At 71.3% G+C, this 21,707-nt stretch carries 17 protein-coding genes; 9 read left to right on the top strand and 8 right to left on the bottom strand.

The annotated features are described in order from the left end of the window. Positions 1-53: 53 nt before the first annotated feature. The 4 genes from BLS95_RS05250 to BLS95_RS05235 all read left to right on the top strand — a co-directional run bounded on the left by BLS95_RS05250 (position 54) and on the right by BLS95_RS05235 (position 5,997). Complete coding sequence (locus BLS95_RS05250; protein ID WP_090929697.1) at positions 54-980, top strand: pseudouridine-5'-phosphate glycosidase; 927 nt, start codon at positions 54-56, stop codon at positions 978-980. Further along, positions 965-1,906, top strand: coding sequence for a carbohydrate kinase family protein (locus BLS95_RS05245; protein ID WP_245764851.1), 942 nt, complete (start codon positions 965-967; stop codon positions 1,904-1,906). The genes BLS95_RS05250 and BLS95_RS05245 overlap by 16 nt, the downstream gene beginning before the upstream one ends. An 84-nt stretch (positions 1,907-1,990) precedes the next feature. Beyond that, a complete protein-coding gene (locus BLS95_RS05240; protein ID WP_090929696.1) occupies positions 1,991-4,888 on the top strand; it encodes a hypothetical protein in 2,898 nt (965 codons plus the stop codon). A gap of 350 nt (positions 4,889-5,238) precedes the next feature. Beyond that, complete coding sequence (locus BLS95_RS05235) at positions 5,239-5,997, top strand: phosphotransferase family protein (protein WP_090929695.1); 759 nt, start codon at positions 5,239-5,241, stop codon at positions 5,995-5,997. Between the two features lie 18 nt (positions 5,998-6,015). Here the strand turns inward: BLS95_RS05235 and BLS95_RS58900 are convergent, their stop codons facing one another. The 7 genes from BLS95_RS58900 to BLS95_RS05200 all read right to left on the bottom strand — a co-directional run bounded on the left by BLS95_RS58900 (position 6,016) and on the right by BLS95_RS05200 (position 16,383). Continuing rightward, complete coding sequence (locus BLS95_RS58900) at positions 6,016-6,150, bottom strand: hypothetical protein (RefSeq protein ID WP_281249949.1); 135 nt, start codon at positions 6,148-6,150, stop codon at positions 6,016-6,018. 166 nt (positions 6,151-6,316) lie between these two features. Next, complete coding sequence (locus BLS95_RS05225) at positions 6,317-9,838, bottom strand: helix-turn-helix transcriptional regulator (RefSeq protein WP_245764850.1); 3,522 nt, start codon at positions 9,836-9,838, stop codon at positions 6,317-6,319. A gap of 254 nt (positions 9,839-10,092) precedes the next feature. After that, positions 10,093-10,527, bottom strand: coding sequence for a GNAT family N-acetyltransferase (locus BLS95_RS05220; RefSeq protein ID WP_090929694.1), 435 nt, complete (start codon positions 10,525-10,527; stop codon positions 10,093-10,095). Positions 10,528-10,624: 97 nt separating this feature from the next. Next, complete coding sequence (locus BLS95_RS05215) at positions 10,625-11,761, bottom strand: acyl-CoA dehydrogenase family protein (RefSeq protein WP_090929693.1); 1,137 nt, start codon at positions 11,759-11,761, stop codon at positions 10,625-10,627. Position 11,762: 1 nt separating this feature from the next. Next, positions 11,763-12,668 carry a hydroxymethylglutaryl-CoA lyase gene (locus tag BLS95_RS05210; protein ID WP_090929692.1) on the bottom strand — a complete coding sequence of 302 codons (906 nt, stop codon included), beginning with the start codon at positions 12,666-12,668 and terminating at the stop codon, positions 11,763-11,765. Continuing rightward, positions 12,668-14,674, bottom strand: coding sequence for an acetyl/propionyl/methylcrotonyl-CoA carboxylase subunit alpha (locus tag BLS95_RS05205; RefSeq protein ID WP_090929691.1), 2,007 nt, complete (start codon positions 14,672-14,674; stop codon positions 12,668-12,670). The genes BLS95_RS05210 and BLS95_RS05205 overlap by 1 nt, the downstream gene beginning before the upstream one ends. A gap of 140 nt (positions 14,675-14,814) precedes the next feature. Further along, positions 14,815-16,383 carry a carboxyl transferase domain-containing protein gene (locus BLS95_RS05200; RefSeq protein ID WP_090929690.1) on the bottom strand — a complete coding sequence of 523 codons (1,569 nt, stop codon included), beginning with the start codon at positions 16,381-16,383 and terminating at the stop codon, positions 14,815-14,817. 55 nt (positions 16,384-16,438) lie between these two features. On the opposite strand from BLS95_RS05200, the gene BLS95_RS05195 reads away from it, so the two are divergent. From BLS95_RS05195 to BLS95_RS05175, 5 genes are all read left to right on the top strand, one after another. After that, entirely contained in the window at positions 16,439-17,044 is a 606-nt protein-coding gene (locus BLS95_RS05195; protein ID WP_090929689.1) for an SACE_7040 family transcriptional regulator, read from the top strand. 149 nt (positions 17,045-17,193) lie between these two features. Continuing rightward, the gene (locus tag BLS95_RS05190; RefSeq protein WP_143043589.1) at positions 17,194-17,769 is read left to right on the top strand and encodes a PadR family transcriptional regulator; all 576 of its coding nucleotides are present in this window, start codon (positions 17,194-17,196) and stop codon (positions 17,767-17,769) included. Further along, a complete protein-coding gene (locus tag BLS95_RS05185; RefSeq protein WP_090929687.1) occupies positions 17,770-18,747 on the top strand; it encodes an ATP-binding cassette domain-containing protein in 978 nt (325 codons plus the stop codon). Between the two features lie 2 nt (positions 18,748-18,749). Next, complete coding sequence (locus BLS95_RS05180) at positions 18,750-19,604, top strand: ABC transporter permease (RefSeq protein WP_090929686.1); 855 nt, start codon at positions 18,750-18,752, stop codon at positions 19,602-19,604. Positions 19,605-19,704: 100 nt separating this feature from the next. Then, positions 19,705-20,268 carry a hypothetical protein gene (locus BLS95_RS05175; RefSeq protein WP_143043588.1) on the top strand — a complete coding sequence of 188 codons (564 nt, stop codon included), beginning with the start codon at positions 19,705-19,707 and terminating at the stop codon, positions 20,266-20,268. Between the two features lie 60 nt (positions 20,269-20,328). Here the strand turns inward: BLS95_RS05175 and BLS95_RS05170 are convergent, their stop codons facing one another. Next, on the bottom strand, positions 20,329-21,663 hold the full coding sequence (locus BLS95_RS05170) for a hypothetical protein (protein ID WP_090929684.1): 1,335 nt from the start codon (positions 21,661-21,663) through the stop codon (positions 20,329-20,331). Positions 21,664-21,707 lie beyond the last annotated feature (44 nt).

Genomic DNA, 21,707 nt, shown 5'->3' with positions numbered 1-21,707 from the left:
ACCCAGTTCCCGTTAAACGGGGTCAGGACCACGCAAGGAGCACATAACTCACCATGCGCAGCACCACGGACTCCGTTCTCCAGCCGTCCGACGAGGTGGCCGAGGCCCTGGCTCAGGGACGGCCGGTCGTGGCGCTGGAATCCACGATCATCTCCCACGGGCTGCCTCAGCCGCGCAATCTGGAGGTGGCACGGGAGCTGGAGGGTGTCGTACGCGCCGCGGGCGCCGTACCGGCCACGATCGCCGTGCTGGACGGCGTGCCCAGGATCGGCCTGAACGACGTGGAGCTGGAACGCGTCGCGACCGAGTCCGGGCTGCGCAAGCTGGGCCAGCGGGACCTGCCCATTGCGGCGGCGCTGAAGGCCAGCGGCGCGACGACCGTGTCGGCCACGTCGTTCCTGGCCGCCCGGGCCGGCATCCGGGTCTTCGCCACCGGCGGGCTCGGCGGCGTGCACCGTGGCTGGACCGAGGACCAGGATGAGTCCGCCGACCTCGACACCCTCGCCCGTACCCGCATCACGGTCGTCTGCGCCGGCGTGAAGTCGATCCTGGACGTGCCCGCCACGCTGCAACGCCTGGAGACGAGAGGGGTGGCCGTGGTGGGCTACCGTACCGACAGTTTCCCCGGCTTCTACCTGCACTCCTCCGGCCTGCCGGTCGACTGGCGGATCGAGTCGCCGGGCGAGGCCGCCGACATCATGCACGGACAGGACGCGCTCGGCGGCCAGGAGAGCGCGCTGATCGTCGCCAACCCGGTCCCCCGGGACCAGCAACTCGATCCGGAGCTGCACGACCGCGTACTGGCCGAGGCGCTGGCCGCCGCCGAGCGCGCGGGGGTCACGGGGCAGGCCATCACCCCGTTCCTGCTCGGCTATCTGGTGGACGGCACCGCGGGCGCCTCCCTGGAGGCGAACCTGGCCGCCGTACGCGGCAACGTCGCCCTGGCCACCCAGATCGCCCTGGCGTGGGCTCGGTCGTGACGGGCCGGGCGCTGCTCGTCATCGGGGACGTGGTCACCGACGTGGTGGCGTTGCATGGCTCGCCGGTCATGTGGGGCACCGACACGGCCGCCGACATCGTGCTCCGCCCCGGCGGCTCCGGCGCGAACACCGCCGCCTGGGCCGCCCACCTGGGCGCCGACGCCCGGCTGCTGGCCCGGCTCGGCTACGACAGCAGCGAATGGCACCTCGCCGAACTGGTCAAGACCGGCGTGCGCCCGCAGATCGCCGTGGATCCCGCGCACCCCACCGCCGTCGTGATCTCGATGGTGGACAAGAGCGGCGAACGTTCCATGCTCACCAACCGCGGCGCCGGCGGTCTGATCTCGGAGGCCGACTGGCACCCGTCCCTGCTCGACGGCGTCGGCCGCCTGCACCTGTCCGGTTACATCCTCTTCGCCCCGGCCGGGTTACTGCTGGCCAGGCGTGCCATGGCCGACGCGACCGCGGCGGGCATCCCCATCAGCATCGATCCGGCCTCCACGAGCCCGTTGGGTGACTTCGGCCTTGAACGTTTCATCCGCGAATCATCCCCCGCCGACCTGATCATCCCAAATCTCTCCGAGGCCCTCCTCCTCAGTGGTGCCACGAGCGCGGAGCCCGCCGCCGTACTCTTGAGTGAGATGTACGGCACAGCGGTCGTGAAGCTGGGAGCGAAGGGCGCGGTGGCTGCCGTCGACGGCGAGGTCGTCGCGACGGCGGCGGGCACGCCCGTCGAGGTCGTGGACTCGACGGGGGCCGGTGACGCGTTCGCCGCCGGGTTCCTCACCGCCACTTTGCATGGTGTCAGCGAGGAGGCCGCTTTGGAGGCAGGTTGCCGTGCTGGGGGCGAATGCGTGGCCCAGGTGGGCGGCCGTCCACGGTACGGTTTGGATCTGAACCGTCTTTACCCTATTCACACTGATTGATAGCTTGCCGCGTAGGCTGCACCAATAGCCACATTAGAGTAGGGCAGCACCATGCGGCTCACTTGGGGAGGATAAGGTCCGCCGATGGAAGTCGAGTCATCGATCTGCCTGAGCGACCTAGTCCCTGCGCTGCGCTGGAGCCGTCCGCAGCAGGTGGCCGAGGCGCTGGGTGATCCGCGCCTGCCCGCGGGGTGGTGGTCCTCTCTCGCGTTGTCGAGAGCGCTCGGCACGGCGGGGCTCGACTGGATCTGCGAGCGCCTGGCCCGACTGGCCACCGCCAACTGGGACCATCTGCCGCTGACCGACCTTCTGCCCGCACTGACGGTTCATCGCATCGATCCCGCGCTGCCCGGCTGGCCCGAATCCACCCGTACGGCGATCACCGGCCTCGGTGGCTGGCAGCGGCTGCGCCGCCTGTCGCCCAGTGACCTGAGCACTCCGTCGGCCACGCCGGAGGTGGTGATCGGATCGATCTTCCGCGAGATCCTCGCCCGCATCCCGGCCCAGTCCGACGCCGCCGCCTCCCTTCCTGCCAAGCCCGACGTCGCCCTTCCCGCCCAACGCGACGCCGCCGCCTCCCTTCCTGCTCAGCGCGACGCCGCCCCCTCGCTCCCGGGCCAGGGCGACGTCCCCGCGCTGCCGGGCCGAGCTCCCCTCCCCGCCGGGCACCCCGAGGTCACCCGCCCGCTCCAGCGCGGGGTCAGCGGCACGGGTTCGTTCCCGGCCCAGCCGCAGGGCGAGCCCTTCGCGGCACAGACCGGCTCGCTGTCCGACAGCGCGCCGCAGCACCAGCCCACCGGCCCGTTCCCGGGCCAGGGCGAGAACCTGCCGCAACGCCCGGCCGCCGCGGCGGAGGGCCCGCGCCAGCCAGGCTCGTTCCCGGGCCAGCCCACACCGCGCCAGACCGGCTCCTTCCCGGCGGTCGCCGCCGACGGCACACCGCAGCGCCAGCCCGGCACCTTCCCGGCAGGCACCCCCGAGGGCGGCTCACCCCGCCAAACCGGGTCCTTCCCGGCAGGAAGCTCCGAGAGCGGCTCGCCCCGCCAGACCGGCTCTTTCCCCGCCGTCACCCCTGAGGGCACTTCGCCCCGCCAGACCGGCTCCTTCCCGGCAGGCACCCCCGAGGGCGGCTCACCCCGCCAGACCGGGTCCTTCCCCGCCGTCACGCCCGAGGGCACGCCGCAGCGTCAGCCGGGCGCGTTCCCCCCGCCGGCGGTGCCGGACAGCGGCCCGCAGACCGGCATGTTCGCGGCTCAACCGGCGGAAGGCCCCATGCGCCGCCCGACCGACTCGTTCCCCACGCAGCAACCGGACAGCGGCCCGCAACGGCAGTCGGGCCCCTTCCCAGGTGGCGGCGCGCGCCAGGTTTTCCCGGCCGAGGGCCAGCGCCCCGCCCCCTCCGAACCTTTCTCAGGCCAGGGCGGACTCCCGCAGCGCCCGTCGGGCAACACCCAGTCCGGCGCCCAAGAACTCCCGGGCGCCCCCGCCCCCGGCGGCCCGGCATCGAGCGGTTCCGCCCCAGGCGGCTCGGGGTCCGGCAGTTCCATCCCCTCCCTCTCCGGCAGCCCTGCTTCCCTGTCCGGCGGCCCCACGTCCGCGAACCCCATCCCCGGCAGCCCGGAATCCACCGGCTCCATGCCGGGCGGACCTGGATCCGCAGGCTCCATGCCGGGCGCGCCCGGATCCGTCCCCGGCGGCGCAGGATCCACCGGCTCCACCCCTGCGGGCCTCCCCACGTCCGGCGTCGCCCCCGCAGGGTCCAAACCGGCCACGCCGGGCGCGCTTGGCTCCGGCGGCCCTCACACCGGCTCGATCCCGGCCATTCCCGGCACGGGCCCGGACAGCGCCAAAGGCACCACGAGCGGCGGCACGCCGGGCTACCCGGGCCCCCGCACCCCCTCCACCGAAACGCCCGCTCCCGTGTCGTCCGACCCCGACCACGCGATGGTCCGGGTCGTGGACAGCCTGTTCCGCAGCCTGGACAAGCTGGAGCTGGCGGTCGCGGTGCACCGGCTGTTCGCGGAGGATCCGATCAGCCTGCGTACCCTCGCACACAAGCTGCTGGTCGACAGGGATGCGCTGTCCCAGGCCCAGCGCACCGCCGAGGAGCGCGTGCTCCAGTGGCTCCGCTCCTCCGAGTCCGCGCCGGTCACGGGCCACATGTTCCGCCTGACCGAGTGGCTCGGCGCGGCGGCCACCGAAGAGCAGCTCGTCGGAGCGGACCCGGCCCACCCGGTGATGGTCCCGTCGCTGCGCACCCCGCTCTGGCGAGTGCTGGTGACGCTCATGCCCGACCGCCGTCTCCAGGACGGCTGGCTCGTGGTGGGCGACATCCACGGCCTGCAGGCCCGTACGAGGCAGCTGCTCGCCGCGAGCCCGGCCGACGCCGACCTCGTGGCCCTCATGTCCGAGCTGGGCATCCGCACCCACTCGGCCAAGGCGTGGCTCGACGCCCTCCCGCCGGAGTCGACCCGGGACGCGGTGGCCTCCGCGACCCCCATCCCGGCCCAGCCGCTACCCCGCCGCACCCCCGGCGCGAACGGCCACCACCACCGCGGCGGCCAGCCCATCCCCACGGCCCCGTCAGGCTCGATCGACCCGACGGCGGCCCTGGCCACGCTTTCGGCGCTGTCCGGCGGCCGCTCCCCGATTCTCGCGGGCACCCCGCCCACGCCGCCCCCGCCACTGCCCAGCCCGTCCTCCGACCCACGCCGCTGGCAGCGCATCGAAGTGACCCCCGAACACCTCAGGGGCGGCCCGGTGCCCGTCCCCGAGGGGTACGCGGCCCAGCTCGGCATGCGCCCCGGCACCCTCCTGTCGGTGACGGGCCCCGGCGACAACGCCATCGTCCTGGTCTGGCAGGGCCACCAGCCGGTCTTCGACTCCCTCCAGCCGGTGCTCATGCGCCTGAACGCCCGCCCCGGCGACCAGGTCTACGTCACGGTGGACGGCTACCGCCTGGAAGCCCAGCTGACCGGCTGACCCCTGACCACGTCGCCGGGTCCGGCGCGCACGTAACGGCGCCCGACCCCGCACCGGTCAGCGGCCGTTCTCCTGGAGGCCGCCGGCTTGGTCGGCGGGTGGCGGCCCACAGTGCGAAGCCGTACTGGAGGGACGTTAAAACCCCGTCCGACCGCCGGATGACCAACCCACCGAAACCACACCCCACCCGGCCGAGCAGTCACCCACACGAGCAGCCCCACCAAAGGCGGCACAGGAGACTTCCCCGATCGCCGACCTCACGCGCCACACAGCGACGGCACGGGCGTGCTGGCGGGAGTGCTCAATAAACCCGGTGACGTCGACGAACATCCCCGGGATACTGGTCGCCCATGGATGAGGTCAAAGTGGTCGTCGCCCATTCCGAGCGCGCGACCCTGCGCGTCGGCGACGTGTTCCTGAAGGTGGACTCCGATCAGGCGCGCATCGGCGTCGAGGTCGAGGCGATGGCCCTGGCGCCGGTCCCGACCCCGAAGGTCCTGTGGCACAAGCCGCCGGTGCTCGCGATCGCCGCAGTCCCGGGGACGGCGCTCGGCCGCCTCGGCGAGCCGTCGACCGCGTCCCCGGCGGCGTGGGCCGCGGCGGGCGCCGCCATTCGGAGGTTGCACGACGCGCCGTTGCCGCCCAGGCTCGGCCGGGCCGGCCGGGGCCTCGACGAGTTGGCGGCGGATCTCGATGGCGAGTGCGAGTGGCTTGTGACGAACGGCGTCCTGCCCGCCGACCTGGTCACCCGCAACCGCCAGATCGCCGAGGCCGCGCTCCGGCCGTGGGCCCCGGTGTTCACGCACGGCGACCTGCAGATCGATCACGTGTTCATCGACGGCGACGAGATCACGGGCATCATCGACTGGTCCGAGGCGGGCCAGGGCGATGCCCTGTTCGACCTCGCCATCTTGACGCTCGGACACGAGGAGAACCTCGACGACGTCGTCGCCGGTTATGGCACCGACGTCGACCTCGACGTGATCCGCGCGTGGTGGTCGTTGCGAAGCCTGCTGGGGGTTCGCTGGCTGAGCGAGCACGGCTTCGACCCGTTCGCGCCGGGCTGTGAGATCGACGTGCTGAGATCCGCGCGGGCCCGACTGCCATGAGACGTCCTAGCGGAACGATCAGTGGATGAGGCGTCGCCAGCAGATGATGCCGGCGGCGAAGGTCATGAAGGTTTCGTGGATGTCGTCGCGAATCTCCCAGCGGATGCGCAGGCGGCGGAACCAAGGCAACAGGGCGATCGTCTGCTCGATCACCGAGCGATGCCTACCCACGCCGGCGTGGCAAGACCGGCAACAACGGTTCGATCCGCGCCCACAACTCATCCGGGATGATCCACGGCGGCTGCTCGCCCCTCTCACACAGATGATCAACGGTATTCCTAGATCATTTTGTTGGGATTCTTAAGCCGCTCACCAACCGCTACGAGTCGGGGGCGTCGAAGAGGCGCAGGCGGTGGGCGGTGGCGGCGGCCTCGCCTCGGGTAGCGACGCCGAGCTTGCCCAGGATGTTGGAGACGTGCACGCTCACCGTCTTGATCGAGATGAACAGCGCCTCGGCGATCTCCCGGTTGCTCCGCCCGTTGGTCACCTCCCGCAATACTTCCAGCTCCCGAGCCGTCAGCCCCAGCGGATGCCCGTCGGCCGCCTCGTCCGTCCCGCCGATCCGGGCGCGCCGCCCGAAGACGTCGAGCTGCGCCAGCAGCGGCGCAGCGCCCAGCCGGCTCGCCAGTTCCCGTGCCCGTGCCAGCCGCGCCGCAGCCTCCTGACGATCGCCCATGGCGAGCGCCGCCTGCGCCGCACCCGCCTGAACCCGAGCCTCCGCGTACGGCTGCCGCAACGCCGCCCAGGCCCCCACCGCCAGATCCCACGCCTTGAACTGCCACGCCCCCGGCCCATCGACACCCTCCGCCGACACACCAGCCGACGGCCCGTCGGCACCCTCCACCGACACGCGCGCCCCCGGCTCGTCAAGCTCCTCCCCCGACGCGCCAGCCGACGGCCCGTCGGCACCCTCCACCGACACGCGCGCCCCTGACTCGTCAAGCTCCTCCGCCGACGCACCGGCCTCCACCTGGGACACGTCCGCCCCCAGCTCCTCCCCACGGACCCCCGCCTCAGACCCACGGGCTCCCAGCTGCGACCCCCGTCCCCCCGTCAGAGACACATGTGCGCCCATCAGAGCGGTGAACGTGAGCCGCTGCGCCTCCTGGAGATCCCCATCGGCCTGCAGCTTCTCCCCCAGCTCCCACAGCTGCGGCAGCAGGAACGCGCAGAACTGGGCGAGCCCCCTGAGCCCCGCCCCACTGTGGCGAATCGCCTCACCGGCCTGGCCACCCCCGAACCGCGCAACGTCCCCACCGACCCCCGCAGGGAAGGCAGGAGCCCCAGCACCCGATACAGACCCCCCACCAGCCCCGGAGCCAGCAGCCCCACCCGCCCCGGCACCCGAAGCGGCGCGATCCTCGCCCGCCCCCGGACCAGAACCCGACAGCCCACCACCGGAAGCGGACGGTCCACCAAGCCCACCACCCGAACCCGGCAGCGCACCGACTCCACCACCGGAAGCAGACACTCGGCCCGCGCCAGGACCGAGAGCTGGCGCCCCACCCGCCCCGGTGCCGGAGGCGGAGGCCAGCACCGCTCCCAGGAGCTGGGCGAAGGTCAGCAGCACCGGCCACGAGTAACGCGGGTTGGACAGCAGGTCGCGCTCCTCCATGGCTCGCGCCGCCGCCAACACGGCCGCCTCCATCTCCCCTCGCGCCTGGAGCAGCTGCACTTCCCTACACAAATGCGGCAGAACCACCTGGTCCCGATAAGTCCCGCGCGCCAGCACGCTCCGCGACGACTCCAGCAACCGCTCCGCCCGGTCGAACTGCCCCCGCGCGAGCGCGATGTCCGTCGCGAACCCCTGCAAACTCGCCCCGATGGGTGCCGGCGGCGCGAGGTCGAGCGCGTGCTCCAGCACCTCCAGCGCCTCGTCCCAGCGCCCGAGCGACACCAGCGGTTCGGCCAGGTTGATCGACAGGAACGTCCCCGACGTCCGTGCCAGGCCGTAGAGCCCGGCCTCCTTGACCCCGTCCCTGGCCACCTGCGCGGCCCGCTCGTGCCGCCCCGCGCCCTCCAGCGCGTCGGACTCGGAGATCGCGCAGCGCATCATCGCGTTGTACGCCTCCGCGCGGTGCGCGATGCGCCGCGCCTTCGCGAACGCCTCCAACTGGGCGTCGATCCCTGAGTAACACGCGTGCGACCAGGTGTAACTGATCAGGGCGTGGGCCTCGGTGTTGGCGTCGCCGACCTCGTGGGCGATCTCCATCGCGAGCCGGGCCGTGGCGAGCCGCTCCGGCCAGTCCGCCGGCCGGTAGAGCATGCGGGCCAGGCTCTCCAGGACCTGGCCGCGCAGCTTGCTCGGCTTGTCGGACGGGGTCAGCTCGGCCGCCCGGCGCAGATCGTCGAGGTGGTCGGGGCGGCCCAGGTCATAGCGGGTCAGGCCGCGCTGGCGCAGCATCTGGGCCGCCCTGATCGGGTCGGCGGCGTAGTCGAGGTCGGCGAGGGCGGCGCTGGCCAGGGCGACCGAGCGCTCGTATTCCCCGGCGAGGTGGGCGACCGTGGCCGTCTGCTTGAGCACGTCGAAGCGGTCGCCGCCGATGCGCTCGGCCGCGTCGGGCACCTGGTCCCACAGCTCCAGCACCCGGGACAGCATCCTGAGCTGCTCGTCGTAGGCGGTGGACTTGCGGGCCGCGGCGGCCGCGTGCCACGCGCTGACCAGCGCCCAGGTGGAGTCGTGGGCGGAGTGCCAGTGGTGGGCCAGCTCGATCGCGCCGCGCGGGACGGGCAGGATCGACAGGTCACGCTCAAGGGCCTGCGCGTAACGGGTGTGGAGACGGGTGTGCTCGCCGGGCAGCAGGTCGTCGTGGAGCGCCTCACGGATGAGCGCGTGCCTGAAGCCGTAGCCCTCGCCGTCGACCATCAGCACGTTGCCCGCCACCGCGGGCCGCAGCGCCCGGGAGAGCGCGCTGTCGTCGAGCCCGGCGACGGCGCTGAGCAGGTCGTGCTCGATGCGCTGGCCGCCGGCGCTGGCCACGCGCAGCAGCTCCTGCGTGTCGTCCGGCAGCCGCTCGACGCCGGCCAGCAGCAGGTCGCGCAGCGACTCGGGCAGCGCGTCGCCGGCGCCCGACTCGCTCAGCAGCGCCTCGACGAACAGCGGGTTGCCCTCGCTGCGCGCGTAGATCAGGTCCATGGTGGCGGGGGACGGCTCCCGCTCCAGGATGCTGGCCGCCTGCGCGACGGCCTCCCTGCGGGTGAGCCTGCGCAGCTCCACCCTGCCCACCCACTGGACCCGGCCCAGCTCGGCGAGCATCGGCCGCAGCGGGTGGGTGCGGTGCAGCTCGTCGGTGCGATAGGTCACGACGATCAGCAGGCGCCCGGCGGTGCGCTGGGAGCGGACGAGGAACGACAGCAGATCGCGGGTGGACCGGTCGGCCCAGTGCGCGTCCTCCACGAGGAGCAGCACGGGACGCTCCTCCGCCAGCCGCTCCAGCAGCCCGAGCATCTGCTCGAACAACCGCGCCCTGGCCTCCGCCCCGTCCTTGCCCGGCTCCCCGAACTCGGGCAGCAGCCGCGCCAGCCCGCGCGTGTTGCCGCCGGGCACGAGCGCCGCGACCCCGTCACGGCCCAGCTCGCGGACGAGCCCGCGCAGCACGGCCGTGAACGGCGCGAACGGCAGGCCCTCCGTGCCCAGCTCCAGGCACCCGCCGACGAGCACCGTCACGTCGTCGGCCCGGTCGGTGAACTCCTTGGCCAGCCGCGTCTTGCCGACACCGGCCTCGCCGCCGATGAGCACGGTGGACGACACCCCGGCACGCGCCCTGGCCAGCGCGTCACCGAGCATGGCCAGCTCGCGGGCGCGCCCGACGAACAGGGGGCTGACGGCGTGGATACTCACGCCTAAAAGGATGCCATCCGGCCACGACAGAAACGCGCCACCGCCGGTCTCCACCATTCAGCCAGAAGCTGACGACCTGCCCAAACCGGCCCTCACCCTCCAGCCGAGACGCCGACTACCCCCCCAGCCGATCCTCGCCGTTCAGCCGAGACGCCGGCCACCCGCCCAGCCCGTCCTCACCGTCCAGCCGAGACGCCGGTTGCCCCGCCCCCAGCCGATCCTCACCGTTCAGCCGAGATGCCGGCTGCTCGTCCCTAGCGCAGGACCTTGCGGAAGAACGTTGCCGACGCCTCGTATTCGAGCGCGTGATAGAACTCCGGCGCCCGCCGCGTGGCCATGCCCACATAACGCGCGTTGCGCACGCGGGCCCACTTCTCGAACTCCTCCAGCAGCGCCCTCCCGATCCCCTGCCGGCGCGCCCCCGACCCGACCATGGCCTCCTCGACCCAGGCGACCGGCCCGTTGGCGAACAGCGTCAGATGCACGAACCCCAGCAGGTAACCCTGGACATGCCCGCCCACGACGGCGGCCAGCAGCAGGGCGTCCCGGTTGGCCAGCAGCTCGGGCAGCGCGGCGTCGAAGGACTCGCGCTCCGGTCTGAAGGTCAACCCGAACTCGCGGGCCAGCGCGAACACCGCGTCCGCGTCGGCCTTCTCCGCCCTCCTGATGACAAGATCGTCAGCCGTCATGGTTCATGACACTAGATCGTCGCACGTTCCACGCGCAAACCCCGCGCCGGGCGGGCCGGTGAGTGCGCCACGCACCCGCACCGGGGCGAGCCGCTGGTCAAAGGTCGCCCAGCCCGAGCTGGCGGGCGATGAGCATGCGCTGCACCTCGCTCGTGCCCTCCCCGATCTCCAGGATCTTGGCGTCGCGGTAGAAGCGGCCGACGGGGAACTCGTTCATGAACCCGTACCCGCCGAACACCTGCGTGGCGTCCCGCGAGTTGTCCATGGCGGCGTTGGAGGCGACCAGCTTGGCGATCGCCGCCTCCTTCTTGAACGGCTGCCCCGCCATCATCTTCTCGGCCGCGTGGTAGTAGGCCAGCCGGGCGGTGTGCGCCCGCGCCTCCATGTCGGCGATCTTGAACTGGATGGCCTGGTAGTGGCCGATCGGGTGGCCGAAGGCCCGCCTGTCCCTGACGTACTTCAGGCACTCGTCCACGCACCCCTGCGCCAGCCCCACGCTGACGGCGGCGATGGCGACGCGGCCCTCGTCGAGCGTCTGCAGGAACTGGGCGTAGCCGCGGCCACGCTCGCCCAGCAGGTTCCCGGCGGGGACGCGGCAGTCGGAGAAGGACAGCTCGCGGGTGTCGGAGGCGTTCCAGCCGACCTTGGAGTACTTCTTCGACACCGTGAACCCGGGCGTCCCCTTCGGCACGAGGATCGTGGAGATCTCGCCCTCGCCGGTGAGCGCGGCCACGCCGACGAAGCCGGTGATGTCGGTGCCGGAGTTCGTGATGAAGGCCTTCGTCCCGTTGATCACCCATTCCGCGCCGTCGAGCACGGCCGTGGTGCGCATCCCGCCCGGCACGTCGGTGCCGCCGCCGGGCTCGGTCAGCCCGAACGCGCCCAGCTCGGCGCCGGAGGTCAGCCGGGGCAGCCAGTGCCGTCGCTGCTCCTCGGTGCCGAACCGGAAGATCGGCATCGCGCCCAGCGACACCGCGGCCTCCAGGGTGATCGACACGCTGGAGTCGACCCGGGCCAGCTCCTCCAGCGCGATGCACAGGGCGAAGTAGTCGCCGCCCATCCCGCCGTACTCCTCCGGGAACGGCAGGCCGAACAGGCCCATCGCGCCCATCTGCCGCACGATGTCGTACGGGAACTCCTCGCGCTCGTAGTAGTCCCCGATCACGGGGGCCACCACGTCGCGGGCGAACCCCTCGACCGTCTTGCGCAACTCTTCGTACTCGTCCTTGAGCATGTCAGCCTTTCGACAGCGCCTGTACGACGCGGGACGGGCTGGGCCGGCCGAGCAGCTCCGCCAGCCAGGTGCTGGTGGACACGAGCTTGCCCAGGTCGAGCCCCGTTTCGATGCCGAGCCCCCGCAACATCCAGACCAGGTCCTCGGTGGCGAGGTTGCCGGTGGCGGACTCGGCATAGGGGCAGCCGCCGATGCCTCCGGTGGAGGCGTCCACCGTGGTCACGCCGGCCTTGAGGGCGGCCAGGGTGTTGCCGAGCGCCTGGCCGTAGGTGTCGTGGAAGTGCACCGCGAGCCGCTCGGGCGTGCGGAAGGCCCTGATCAGGGCGGTGACGTGACCGGGCGTGCCGACGCCGACGGTGTCGCCGAGCGACAGCTCGTAGCAGCCGAGTCCGAGCAGCCGTTCGCCGACCCTGACCACCTGGGGGATCGGCGTCGGCCCCTCCCACGGGTCGCCGAAGCACATCGACACGTACGCCCGGACCTTGATCCCGTTGTCCAGCGCCCGCGCCACGACCGGCTCGAACATGTCGAACTGGCTCTCCAGGCTCCGGTTCAGGTTCTTCGCGGCGAACGTCTCGGTGGCGCTGGCGAAGATCGCGATCTCGTCCACGTTCAGTTCGAGCGCCCGGTCGAGGCCGCGCAGGTTCGGGACCAGCACGGGGTAGCGCACGCCGGGTTTGCGGTGCAGCCTGGTGAGCAGTTCGTCGGCGTCGGCGAGCTGCGGCACCCAGCGCGGGTGCACGAAACTGGTCGCCTCGATCACCTTGTGCCCCGCCTCGGCCAGCCGGTCGATGAACTCGGCCTTCACCTCGACGGGCACGACGGAGGACTCGTTCTGCAACCCGTCGCGCGGCCCGACCTCGTAGATCGTGACCTGCTGCGGAAGACCTTCCATGGGGTACGGCATCACGTCTCCTCGCTGGTGACCACGGCCAGCACGCCGTCCATGTCGACCGGCTGACCCGCCTGCACGGGCAGCTCGGAGACCACGCCGTCGCGCGGGGCGGTGACCGTGTGCTCCATCTTCATGGCCTCGACGACGACCAGCGGCTGCCCCTTGCTCACCCGCTCGCCCGGCTGGGCCTTGACGATCAGGACCGTGCCCGGCATGGGGCTCCTGACCACGCCGTCACCGGCCGTGGCGGCGCCCGGCCGGTCGCCGGGGTCGCCGATGAGGTGCCGGGTGAACGCCCACGATCCGCCGTCCCGGCCGAGCCACAGCGTGTCGCCCTGGCGCGCGCAGAGGTAACGCTCGGTACGCCCGCCGAGCGTGACCACCAGATCGGCCCCGTCGAACCGGAGGTGCCCAGCCACCTTCTCACCATTTATCAGCACTTCAGCGGACTCTTCGGGCAGTCCGCGGACCTGAACCGCGTGCACCCCGGCCCGCGACTCCAGCCGCCACGTCGTCCACGCCCGCTCCCCGACCCGCCACCCGTCGGTGACCTCCCACGGGTCCGCACCCTGCGGGAGGGCGTGGAAGGCGAGCCCGGCCGCCGCGACCACCTCGTCCGGCACGCCCACGTCCGGGACCAGCTCGGGAAGCACCCGCTCGACCAGCCCCGTGTCCAGCTCACCCGCCGCCACGGCCGGATGCGCGGCCAGGGCGCGCAGGAACGGGACGTTGGTGACCACCCCGAGAACGGCCGTGCGTGCCAGGGCGCGGTCGAGTGCCCTGAGCGCGGTCCCACGATCGGGTGCCCAGGCGATCACCTTCGACAGCATGGGGTCGAACTCGCTCCCCACGACCCCGCCCTCGACCAGCCCGGAGTCCACCCGGACGACCGCCGCCCGCCCGTCCGCCGCTCCAGGACCACCGCCGGGCCCACGGTCACCGGCGCCTGGCCCATGACCGCCGGCGCCCGGCTCGCGCAGTGCGAGGACGCGCCCGCCGCTGGGCAGGAAGCCGCGTGCCGGGTCCTCGGCGTAGACGCGGGCCTCGACGGCGTGACCGTCGAGCCGCACGTCCTCCTGCCCGAACGGCAGCGGCTCCCCCGCCGCCACCCGCACCTGCAGCTCCACCAGGTCCAGCCCCGTCACCAGCTCCGTGACCGGGTGCTCGACCTGCAGCCGGGTGTTCATCTCCATGAAGTGGTAGGCCCCGGTGGTCCCGTCCACGATGAACTCGACCGTCCCCGCCCCCACGTAACCCACGGCCCGGGCGGCCTCCACGGCCGCCGCCCCCATCCGGGCGCGCGTCTCGGGGTTCACGAACGGCGACGGCGCCTCCTCGATGATCTTCTGGTGCCTGCGCTGCAGGCTGCACTCGCGCTCACCGAGGTGTACGACGGTGCCGTGGGCATCGGCCAGGACCTGGATCTCGATGTGGCGCGGGTTCTCGACGTAACGCTCGATCAGCAGGGTCCCGTCCCCGAACGCCGCCAGCGCCGTACGCCGGGCCGACTCGATCGCCCCGGCCAGCTCGGTGGCCGACCGTACGAGCACCATGCCCTTGCCCCCGCCGCCGGCGGACGGCTTGATCAGGGCGGGGAAGTCGCGCCAGCCCTCCAGCGCGTCGTGCGGCTCGGCCCCGCCCGGCACCACGGGCACACCCGCGGCCGACACCGCGGCCTTGGCGCGGATCTTGTCGCCCATGGCGTCGATGGCCTCGGCCGGCGGGCCGACGAAGACCAGCCCGGCCTCCGCGCACCGCCTGGCGAACGCGCCGTTCTCCGCGAGGAACCCGTATCCGGGATGCACCGCTTGCACGCCCGAATCCCGCGCTGCCCCGACAATCGCCTCAATATCCAGATATTTCGGCACCTGGAGGGCTATGTCGGCTTCGCGGACGTGCCTGGCGTCCCTGTCGGACGCCGTGTGCACGGCCACCGACCCGATGCCGAGCCGGCGCAGGGTGCGGATGATCCGTACGGCGATCTCGCCCCTGTTGGCGATCAGAACACGGTCAAACACCTTGAGCCACCCTCATGCTTGGGCCACCGACAGCAGCGGACGACGCGCCGGCCGGGCGGGCCGGTGAATCGCGTACCTCATCTCAGCCTCCTCGTCGCGGAGAAGTGGGTACAAATCCCCCCGCCGGCGGCGGGGAGAGGTCAGATCCTGAACACGCCGTAACCCACGGGATCGAGCGGCGCGTTGGCCGCCGCGGACAGGGCCAGCCCCAGGACCGTGCGGGTGTCGAGCGGGTCGATCACCCCGTCGTCCCATAGCCGGGCTGTGGAGTAGTAGGGGTTTCCCTGGTGCTCGTACTGCGCCCTGATCGCGTCGGCGTCGGCGTCGCCGACGGTCGTGAGCACGTTCGCGGCCTGCTCGCCGCCCATGACCGAGATGCGGGCGTTCGGCCACATCCACAGGAACCTGGGGGAGTATGCCCGCCCGGCCATCGCGTAGTTCCCCGCCCCGAAGGACCCGCCGATCACCACCGTGAACTTGGGCACCCGCGCGCACGCCACGGCCGTCACCATCTTGGCCCCGTGCTTGGCGATGCCGCCCGCCTCGTAGGCCTTGCCGACCATGAACCCGCTGATGTTCTGCAGGAAGACGAGCGGGATCCGGCGCTGGTCGCACAGCTCGATGAAGTGCGCGCCCTTCATCGCGGACTCGCTGAACAGGATGCCGTTGTTCGCCACGATCCCCACCGGATGGCCGTGGAGGTGGGCGAACCCGGTCACGAGCGTCGGGCCGTATTCGGCCTTGAACTCCAGGAACCGCGACCCGTCCACGATCCTGGCGATCACCTCGTGCACGTCGTACGGCTGGCGGGTGTCGGCGGGCACGATCCCGTACAGATCGCGCGGGTCGAGCGCGGGCGGCTCCGGCCGGACGGTCTCCCACGGGCGCTCGGCCCGCGGCGCCAGCGTGGAGACGATGTCGCGGACGATGGCCAGCGCGTGGGCGTCGTCCTCGGCCAGGTGGTCGGTCACGCCGCTGACCCGGGCGTGCAGGTCGCCGCCGCCCAGCTCCTCGGCCGTGACCTCCTCGCCGGTGGCCGCCTTGACCAGCGGCGGGCCGCCCAGGAAGATCGTGCCCTGGCCGCGTACGATGACGGCCTCGTCGCTCATCGCGGGCACGTAGGCCCCGCCGGCCGTGCACGAGCCGAGCACCGCGGCGATCTGCGGGATGCCGCGCGCCGACATCGTGGCCTGGTTGTAGAAGATGCGGCCGAAGTGCTCGCGGTCCGGGAAGACCTCGTCCTGCCTGGGCAGGAACGCGCCGCCCGAGTCGACCAGGTAGACGCAGGGCAGGCGGTTGTGCAGGGCCACCTCCTGCGCGCGCAGGTGCTTCTTGACGGTGACCGGGTAGTAGGTCCCGCCCTTGACCGTGGCGTCGTTGGCGACGACCACGCACTCGCGGCCCGAGACCCTGCCGACCCCGGTGATGATCCCGGCGGCGGGCGCCTGGTCGTCGTAGAGGCCGTTCGCGGCCAGCGGCGACAGCTCCAGGAAGCGGGAGCCGGGGTCGAGCAGGCCGTCGACGCGGTCGCGCGGCAGCAGCTTGCCGCGCTCGACGTGGCGTCGCCGTGACCGCTCAGGGCCGCCGAGGGCGGCCGCGGCAAGGCGTTCGAGCAGCTCGGCGGCGAGCCGCTCGTTGAGCTCGGCGTTGCCCTTGTACGCCTCGCTCCCGGGCTCGGCGGCAGACTTCAGCACCGGCCAGTCGCTCATGAGTCCCCTCCTCCCACGCCACGGATGTTAGCCATCATTAACGTTATCGTCTAGCATGCGAAATGTGACCACCGCCTCCACCCCTACCCGCAATCGCGGCAACCGGCGCGCCGAGATACTGGAGGCGGCCGCCCGGCTGTTCGCGGCGCGCGGATTCCACGGCGTCTCGATCGAGGACATCGGGAGCGCGGTCGGCGTCTCCGGGCCGGCGCTCTACCGGCACTTCACCGGCAAGGAGGCGCTGCTGGCGGAGATGCTGCTGGACATCAGCTCCCGGCTGCGGGCCTCGGCCGCCGCGGTGGTGACGGCGTCGGCGGATCCGCACGAGACGCTGGACGCGCTGCTCGACACGCAGATCACCTTCGCGATCGAGCAGCCGGCGCTCATCTCGGTGCACGACAGGGAGCTGGGCAACGTGCCCGAGCCCGCGCGGCGCCAGATCAGGCGGCTGCAGCGGCTCTACGTCGAGGAGTGGGTGACGGTGCTGGCCGAGCTGCACCCCTCGTGCCCGCCCGCGCGCCTGCGCGCCACGACTCATGCGATCTTCGGGCTGCTCAACTCGACCCCGCACAGCGCGAACGAGCTGCCCGCGCAGGACATGCGGCCGCTCCTGCACGCGATGGCCCGCGCCGCCATCGACGCCGCGGTTAACGAGCGCTAACTAAGGGCGTCCGGCGACAGCCAATCGTCACCTTCGCATCGATTACTGAGTGCGTTCATTCGCTTACAATTACCGCATGGCTAGAGCAATGCCTTGCTGAACCAAATATCTAGATATATCGTCGGGCTATCTAGATATTTGGAGGGTTCATGCGCGAGCCTGACTTCTGGGACGCACCGCCGCCTCCGCCGCTCCCCGGACCGCCCCCTTCACCGCCCCCGATGCGCCCGATGCCGCTGATGCCCGGCCCGCCGCCGCACCTGTTCCAGGGCGAGCCGCCAGCGCCGAGGATCCGCCGGGGCGACGTCCGGGCGGCGCTGCTGGCCCTGCTGCACGAGGGCCCGCTGAACGGCTACCAGATGATCCAGGACATCGAGGAGCGCAGCCTCGGCGTCTGGCGGCCCAGCCCGGGATCGGTCTATCCGGCGCTCCAGCAACTCGAGGACGAGGGCCTCGTGACCGGCGACGAGTCGGGCGGGAGCCGTACGTACAGGCTGACCGAGCGGGGCGGCGCGGCGGCCGCCAGGCACGCCGGCGAGGCTCCGTGGGAGGAGGTCGCGCGCACGGTGCCTGCCGGGCACCACGAGCTGCGCCGGCTGTGGGCCCAGCTCAACGAGGCGTTCTCACACCTGATGAGCACGGCCAGCGACCGCCAGCTGGCCGAGGCCAAGAAGTTGATCAAGCAGACCCGGAAGTCCGTTTTCCAGATTCTGGCGGAGGACTGAATGGCTACAGACGCGGCGGTGTCCGTACACGGGCTGAAGAAGACCTACGGCAAGCTCGACGCCGTCAAGGGCGTCGACTTCGAGGTCCGGCCGGGAGAGGTGTTCGGCTTCCTCGGCCCGAACGGCGCCGGCAAGACCACCACCATCAGCATGTTATGCACCCTGGTCAACCCCACCGGCGGCAGCGCCACGGTGGCCGGCCACGACGTCGTACGCGAACGCGACGAGGTCCGCAGGAACATCGGCCTGGTCTTCCAGGACCCCACCCTCGACGGCTACCTCAGCGCCGAGCAGAACCTGCGCTTCCACGCCGAGCTGTACGGCGTGCCCAAGTCCGTCGTCGGCGACCGGATCCGGCAGGTGATGGAGATGGTCGCGCTCTGGGACCGCAAGGACGCCAAGGTCATGACCTTCTCCGGCGGCATGAAGCGGCGCCTGGAGATCGCCCGCGGCCTGCTGCACTCGCCGCGCGTGCTGTTCCTCGACGAGCCGACCGTCGGGCTCGACCCGCAGACCCGGTCGGCCATCTGGGGCTACATCAACCAGCTCCGCCTGCTGGAGGACATCACCATCTTCATGACCACCCACTACATGGACGAGGCCGAATACTGCGACCGCATCGCCATCATCGACCACGGCCAGGTCGTCGTCATCGACTCGCCCGAGGCGCTGAAGGCCAGCGTCGGCAAGGACCGGGTGCAGATCCACACCGCGGACGACGCGGCCGCGATCGAGGCGCTGCGGGAGCGGTTCGGGCTGGAGGCCGCCGTGCACGAGGGCGCGGTCACCTTCGCCGTCGCCGCCGGCGAGGAGTTCGTCCCCCGGCTGTTCGCCGAGCTCGGCATGCCGATCGAGTCGGTCAGCGTCTCCAAGCCGTCCCTGGACGACGTGTTCATGTCCTACACCGGTACCACGATCCGCGACGCCGAGGCCGGCGCCGACAACCTGTCGTGGATGAGAGCGATGGCGAGGCGATAGCCATGGCGACAGAGGCCATCAGTGTCCGCGTGCCCGCCCGGAGCACCGGTCACGACCTGCGGGCGGTCAAGGTCGTGCTGCACCGGGAGATGCTTCGTTTCGTCAACGACCGCACCCGCATGCTGTCCATGCTGATGCAGCCCGTGCTGTGGCTGTTCGTCATGGGTACGGGGCTGGGCTCGCTGGTGCAGGGGGCGATCCCGGGAATCGACTACCGTACGTTCATGTATCCCGGCATGATCTCCATGACCGTGATCATGACGGGCATGTTCTCGGCCGGGTCCATCGTGTGGGACCGCGAGTTCGGCTTCCTGCGGGAGATGCTGGTCGCCCCGGTGTCGCGGGGGGCGATCGTCGTCGGCAAGTGCCTGGGCGGGGCCATCGTGGCCACCGGGCAGGGCGTCGTCATCCTGGCCATGGCGGGGCTGGTGGGGGTGCCGTACTCGGTGACGCTGATGGTCACGCTGCTGGCGGAGATGTTCCTGGCGGCGTTCACGATCACGGCGTTCGGGGTGATGCTGGCGGCCCGGATGAAGAACATGCAGACGTTCTTCGGGCTGATGCAGATGGCGATCATGCCGATGATGTTCCTGTCGGGGGCGATGTTCCCGCTGGCCAACCTGCCCTCGTGGCTGCACGTGCTGACGGTGGTCAACCCGATGACGTACGCGGTGGACCCGATGCGGGCGGCGGTCTTCTCGCACCTCGACGTGCCCGCCCAGGTGAACGCGGTGCTGAATCCGGGGGTGCGGTGGTTCGACTTCCAGGTGCCGGTGCCGCTGGAGCTGGGCATCGTGGCGGCGCTCGGGGTCGTGCTGCTGGGGGTGGGGATCGCGGAGTTCCGGCGGGCGGAATAGGAGGGGCTTTCGCGTCCGACTGCGATCGATCTTGTACGGAGGGTAACCTTCCCGATGCGCGCGCACCGCAAGTTCCCCTCCCTCCGAAAGGAGCACGCCAGTGATGTTCGATGTTCGAGAGAAGTGTCGCGAGCTGGATGTCAGGGTCGCAGCCTTGGAGCGCGCTACTGTGAGTGGCGTGGCCGAGAGCAGCATCGCCGAGCGCTTCGACGAACTTCACAACCGTCTGGACCTCGTCGGGACGAACATCCAGGCCAAGATCGAACGAGAGGTCGGCCAGCTCAGGACAGAAATGAAGGCCGGCTTCGCCGGAGTAGAAGAGCGCTTCACGAAAGTCGACGAACAGTTCGACAAGATCGACGGACGCTTCACGAAGGTCAACGAACGCTTCGACGAGATCGACGGACGCTTCACGAAAGTCGACGAACGCTTCGACGAGATCGACGGACGCTTCACGAAAGTCGACGAACGCTTCGACGAGATCGACGGACGCTTCACGAAAGTCGACGAACGCTTCGACGAGATCGACGGACGCTTCACGAAGGTCAACGAACGCTTCGACAAGATCGAGAAGCGGCTCGATGGGCACGATGAGCGGTTTGATCGGATCGAGTCCATTCTCGTCCGTATCGATGCCAAGCTCACCGACCAGAGCCCCAACTGACCGAGCGCGAAGGAGAGGCCCGGGGTGGTGTGCCCCGGGCCTCGTCCCGTGTGCGGGTGGTCAGCGCTTCACAGTGACGTAGTCCCGCTCGCTGGTGGAGCCGTTGGTGTCCTCGTCACCGCCGAACACGAACCTCCACTGGCCCGAGTTCCAGGCCTTGGCCGTGGTGAACAGGCGGCCGTCGTCGTTCGCCCAAGTGGTCTTCACGTACTGCCACTTGCGCGAGCCCGGCGGCTGGAAGTACAGCGCCACGCGACCCGAGTAGCCCTCCCACGAGCCCTCGTCATCGATCTGGAGCCTGCCGGAGAACCGCAGGTCCTTGCCGCGCTTGACCGGGTCCGGGGAGGCGCCGAACCTGATCAGCCGCGTGTCCGCCTTCTCGGGCGGCAGGTTCACCTTGACCCGGTCCGGGGCGCTGGCCGAGCCCTTGACGCCGCGGTTGCCCTCGTACTCGGCCCGCCACCAGCCGGAGGTCTCGGCGGTGGCCGAGGCCCGGAAGCGGCCCTGGCGGCCGGTCACGTCGCTGGTGACGTACTTCCACCGGCGCGAGCCGTCGGCCTTGAACAGGACGGCCACGCGCTGGCCGGACACGCCGCCGCGGCGCTCCACCTGCAGCGCGCCGCTGAAGGTGAGCCTGTCGCCCTTGTCCACGGGCTCGGGACGGGCGTCGAAGCCGGTGATCCTGCTGGTGAGCTTGCCGCGCCGGACGTCCACCCGGTCGCCGTCGCTGACCGAGCCGCGAGCGGTGCTGGTGGTCGCGAACTCGGCCCGCCACCAGCCGGTGGCCTGGGCCCGTACGGTGGCGCCGAACCAGCCGCCGCGACCGGTCGTCACCTTGGTGACCTCGTCGTAGGAGTCTGCGCCGCGGGCGCGGAACGTGATCGCGACGCTCTGCCCGTCGTACCCCTTGCCGTTGGCCAGGAGCCGCCCGGAGACCTTGATCCGGTCGCCCTGGTCGACGCGGCCGGGGCCGGCACGGAAGTCGTCGATCTTGGTGTCGAGCGCCTTGACGATCTCGAACGAGCCGTTGGCGGACTTCTGGCCGTCACCGTGGGCGATGGCGAGGACGCTCCACCGGCCGGCGTTCGAGGCGCTGAAGGACTTGGTGCCGGTCCACTTCGTCAGCTGCCCGAACGGCTCCGGCTTCAGCTCGACCTGTGACGAGACGCCCGGACCCGGCGGTTTGACCTGCAGTTCGGCCCGTCCCGCGGCCTCGGTGGTGAAGGTGAACGTGACGGTCACCGGGTTGTCGAAGACGACGATCGGGGAGGCGGGGCTGATGGTCACAGCGGAGATGCTGGGAGCCTGGGCCGCCGTCGCGGGACTGGCCGTCAGGGCGAGGGCCCCGGCGCCGAGTACGAGAGCGAGGGCGGCGACACGAATGCGTTGTAACATGCGGGTTCCTTTCTGGAGACCCCATTGGTTCAACGCGGCATTGA

This window comes from Nonomuraea jiangxiensis (assembly GCF_900099965.1).
Classification (GTDB): Bacteria; Actinomycetota; Actinomycetes; order Streptosporangiales; family Streptosporangiaceae; genus Nonomuraea; species Nonomuraea jiangxiensis.
The sequence above is the reverse complement of the archived record's forward strand: the minus strand, read 5'-3'. Positions and strand labels throughout refer to the sequence as shown.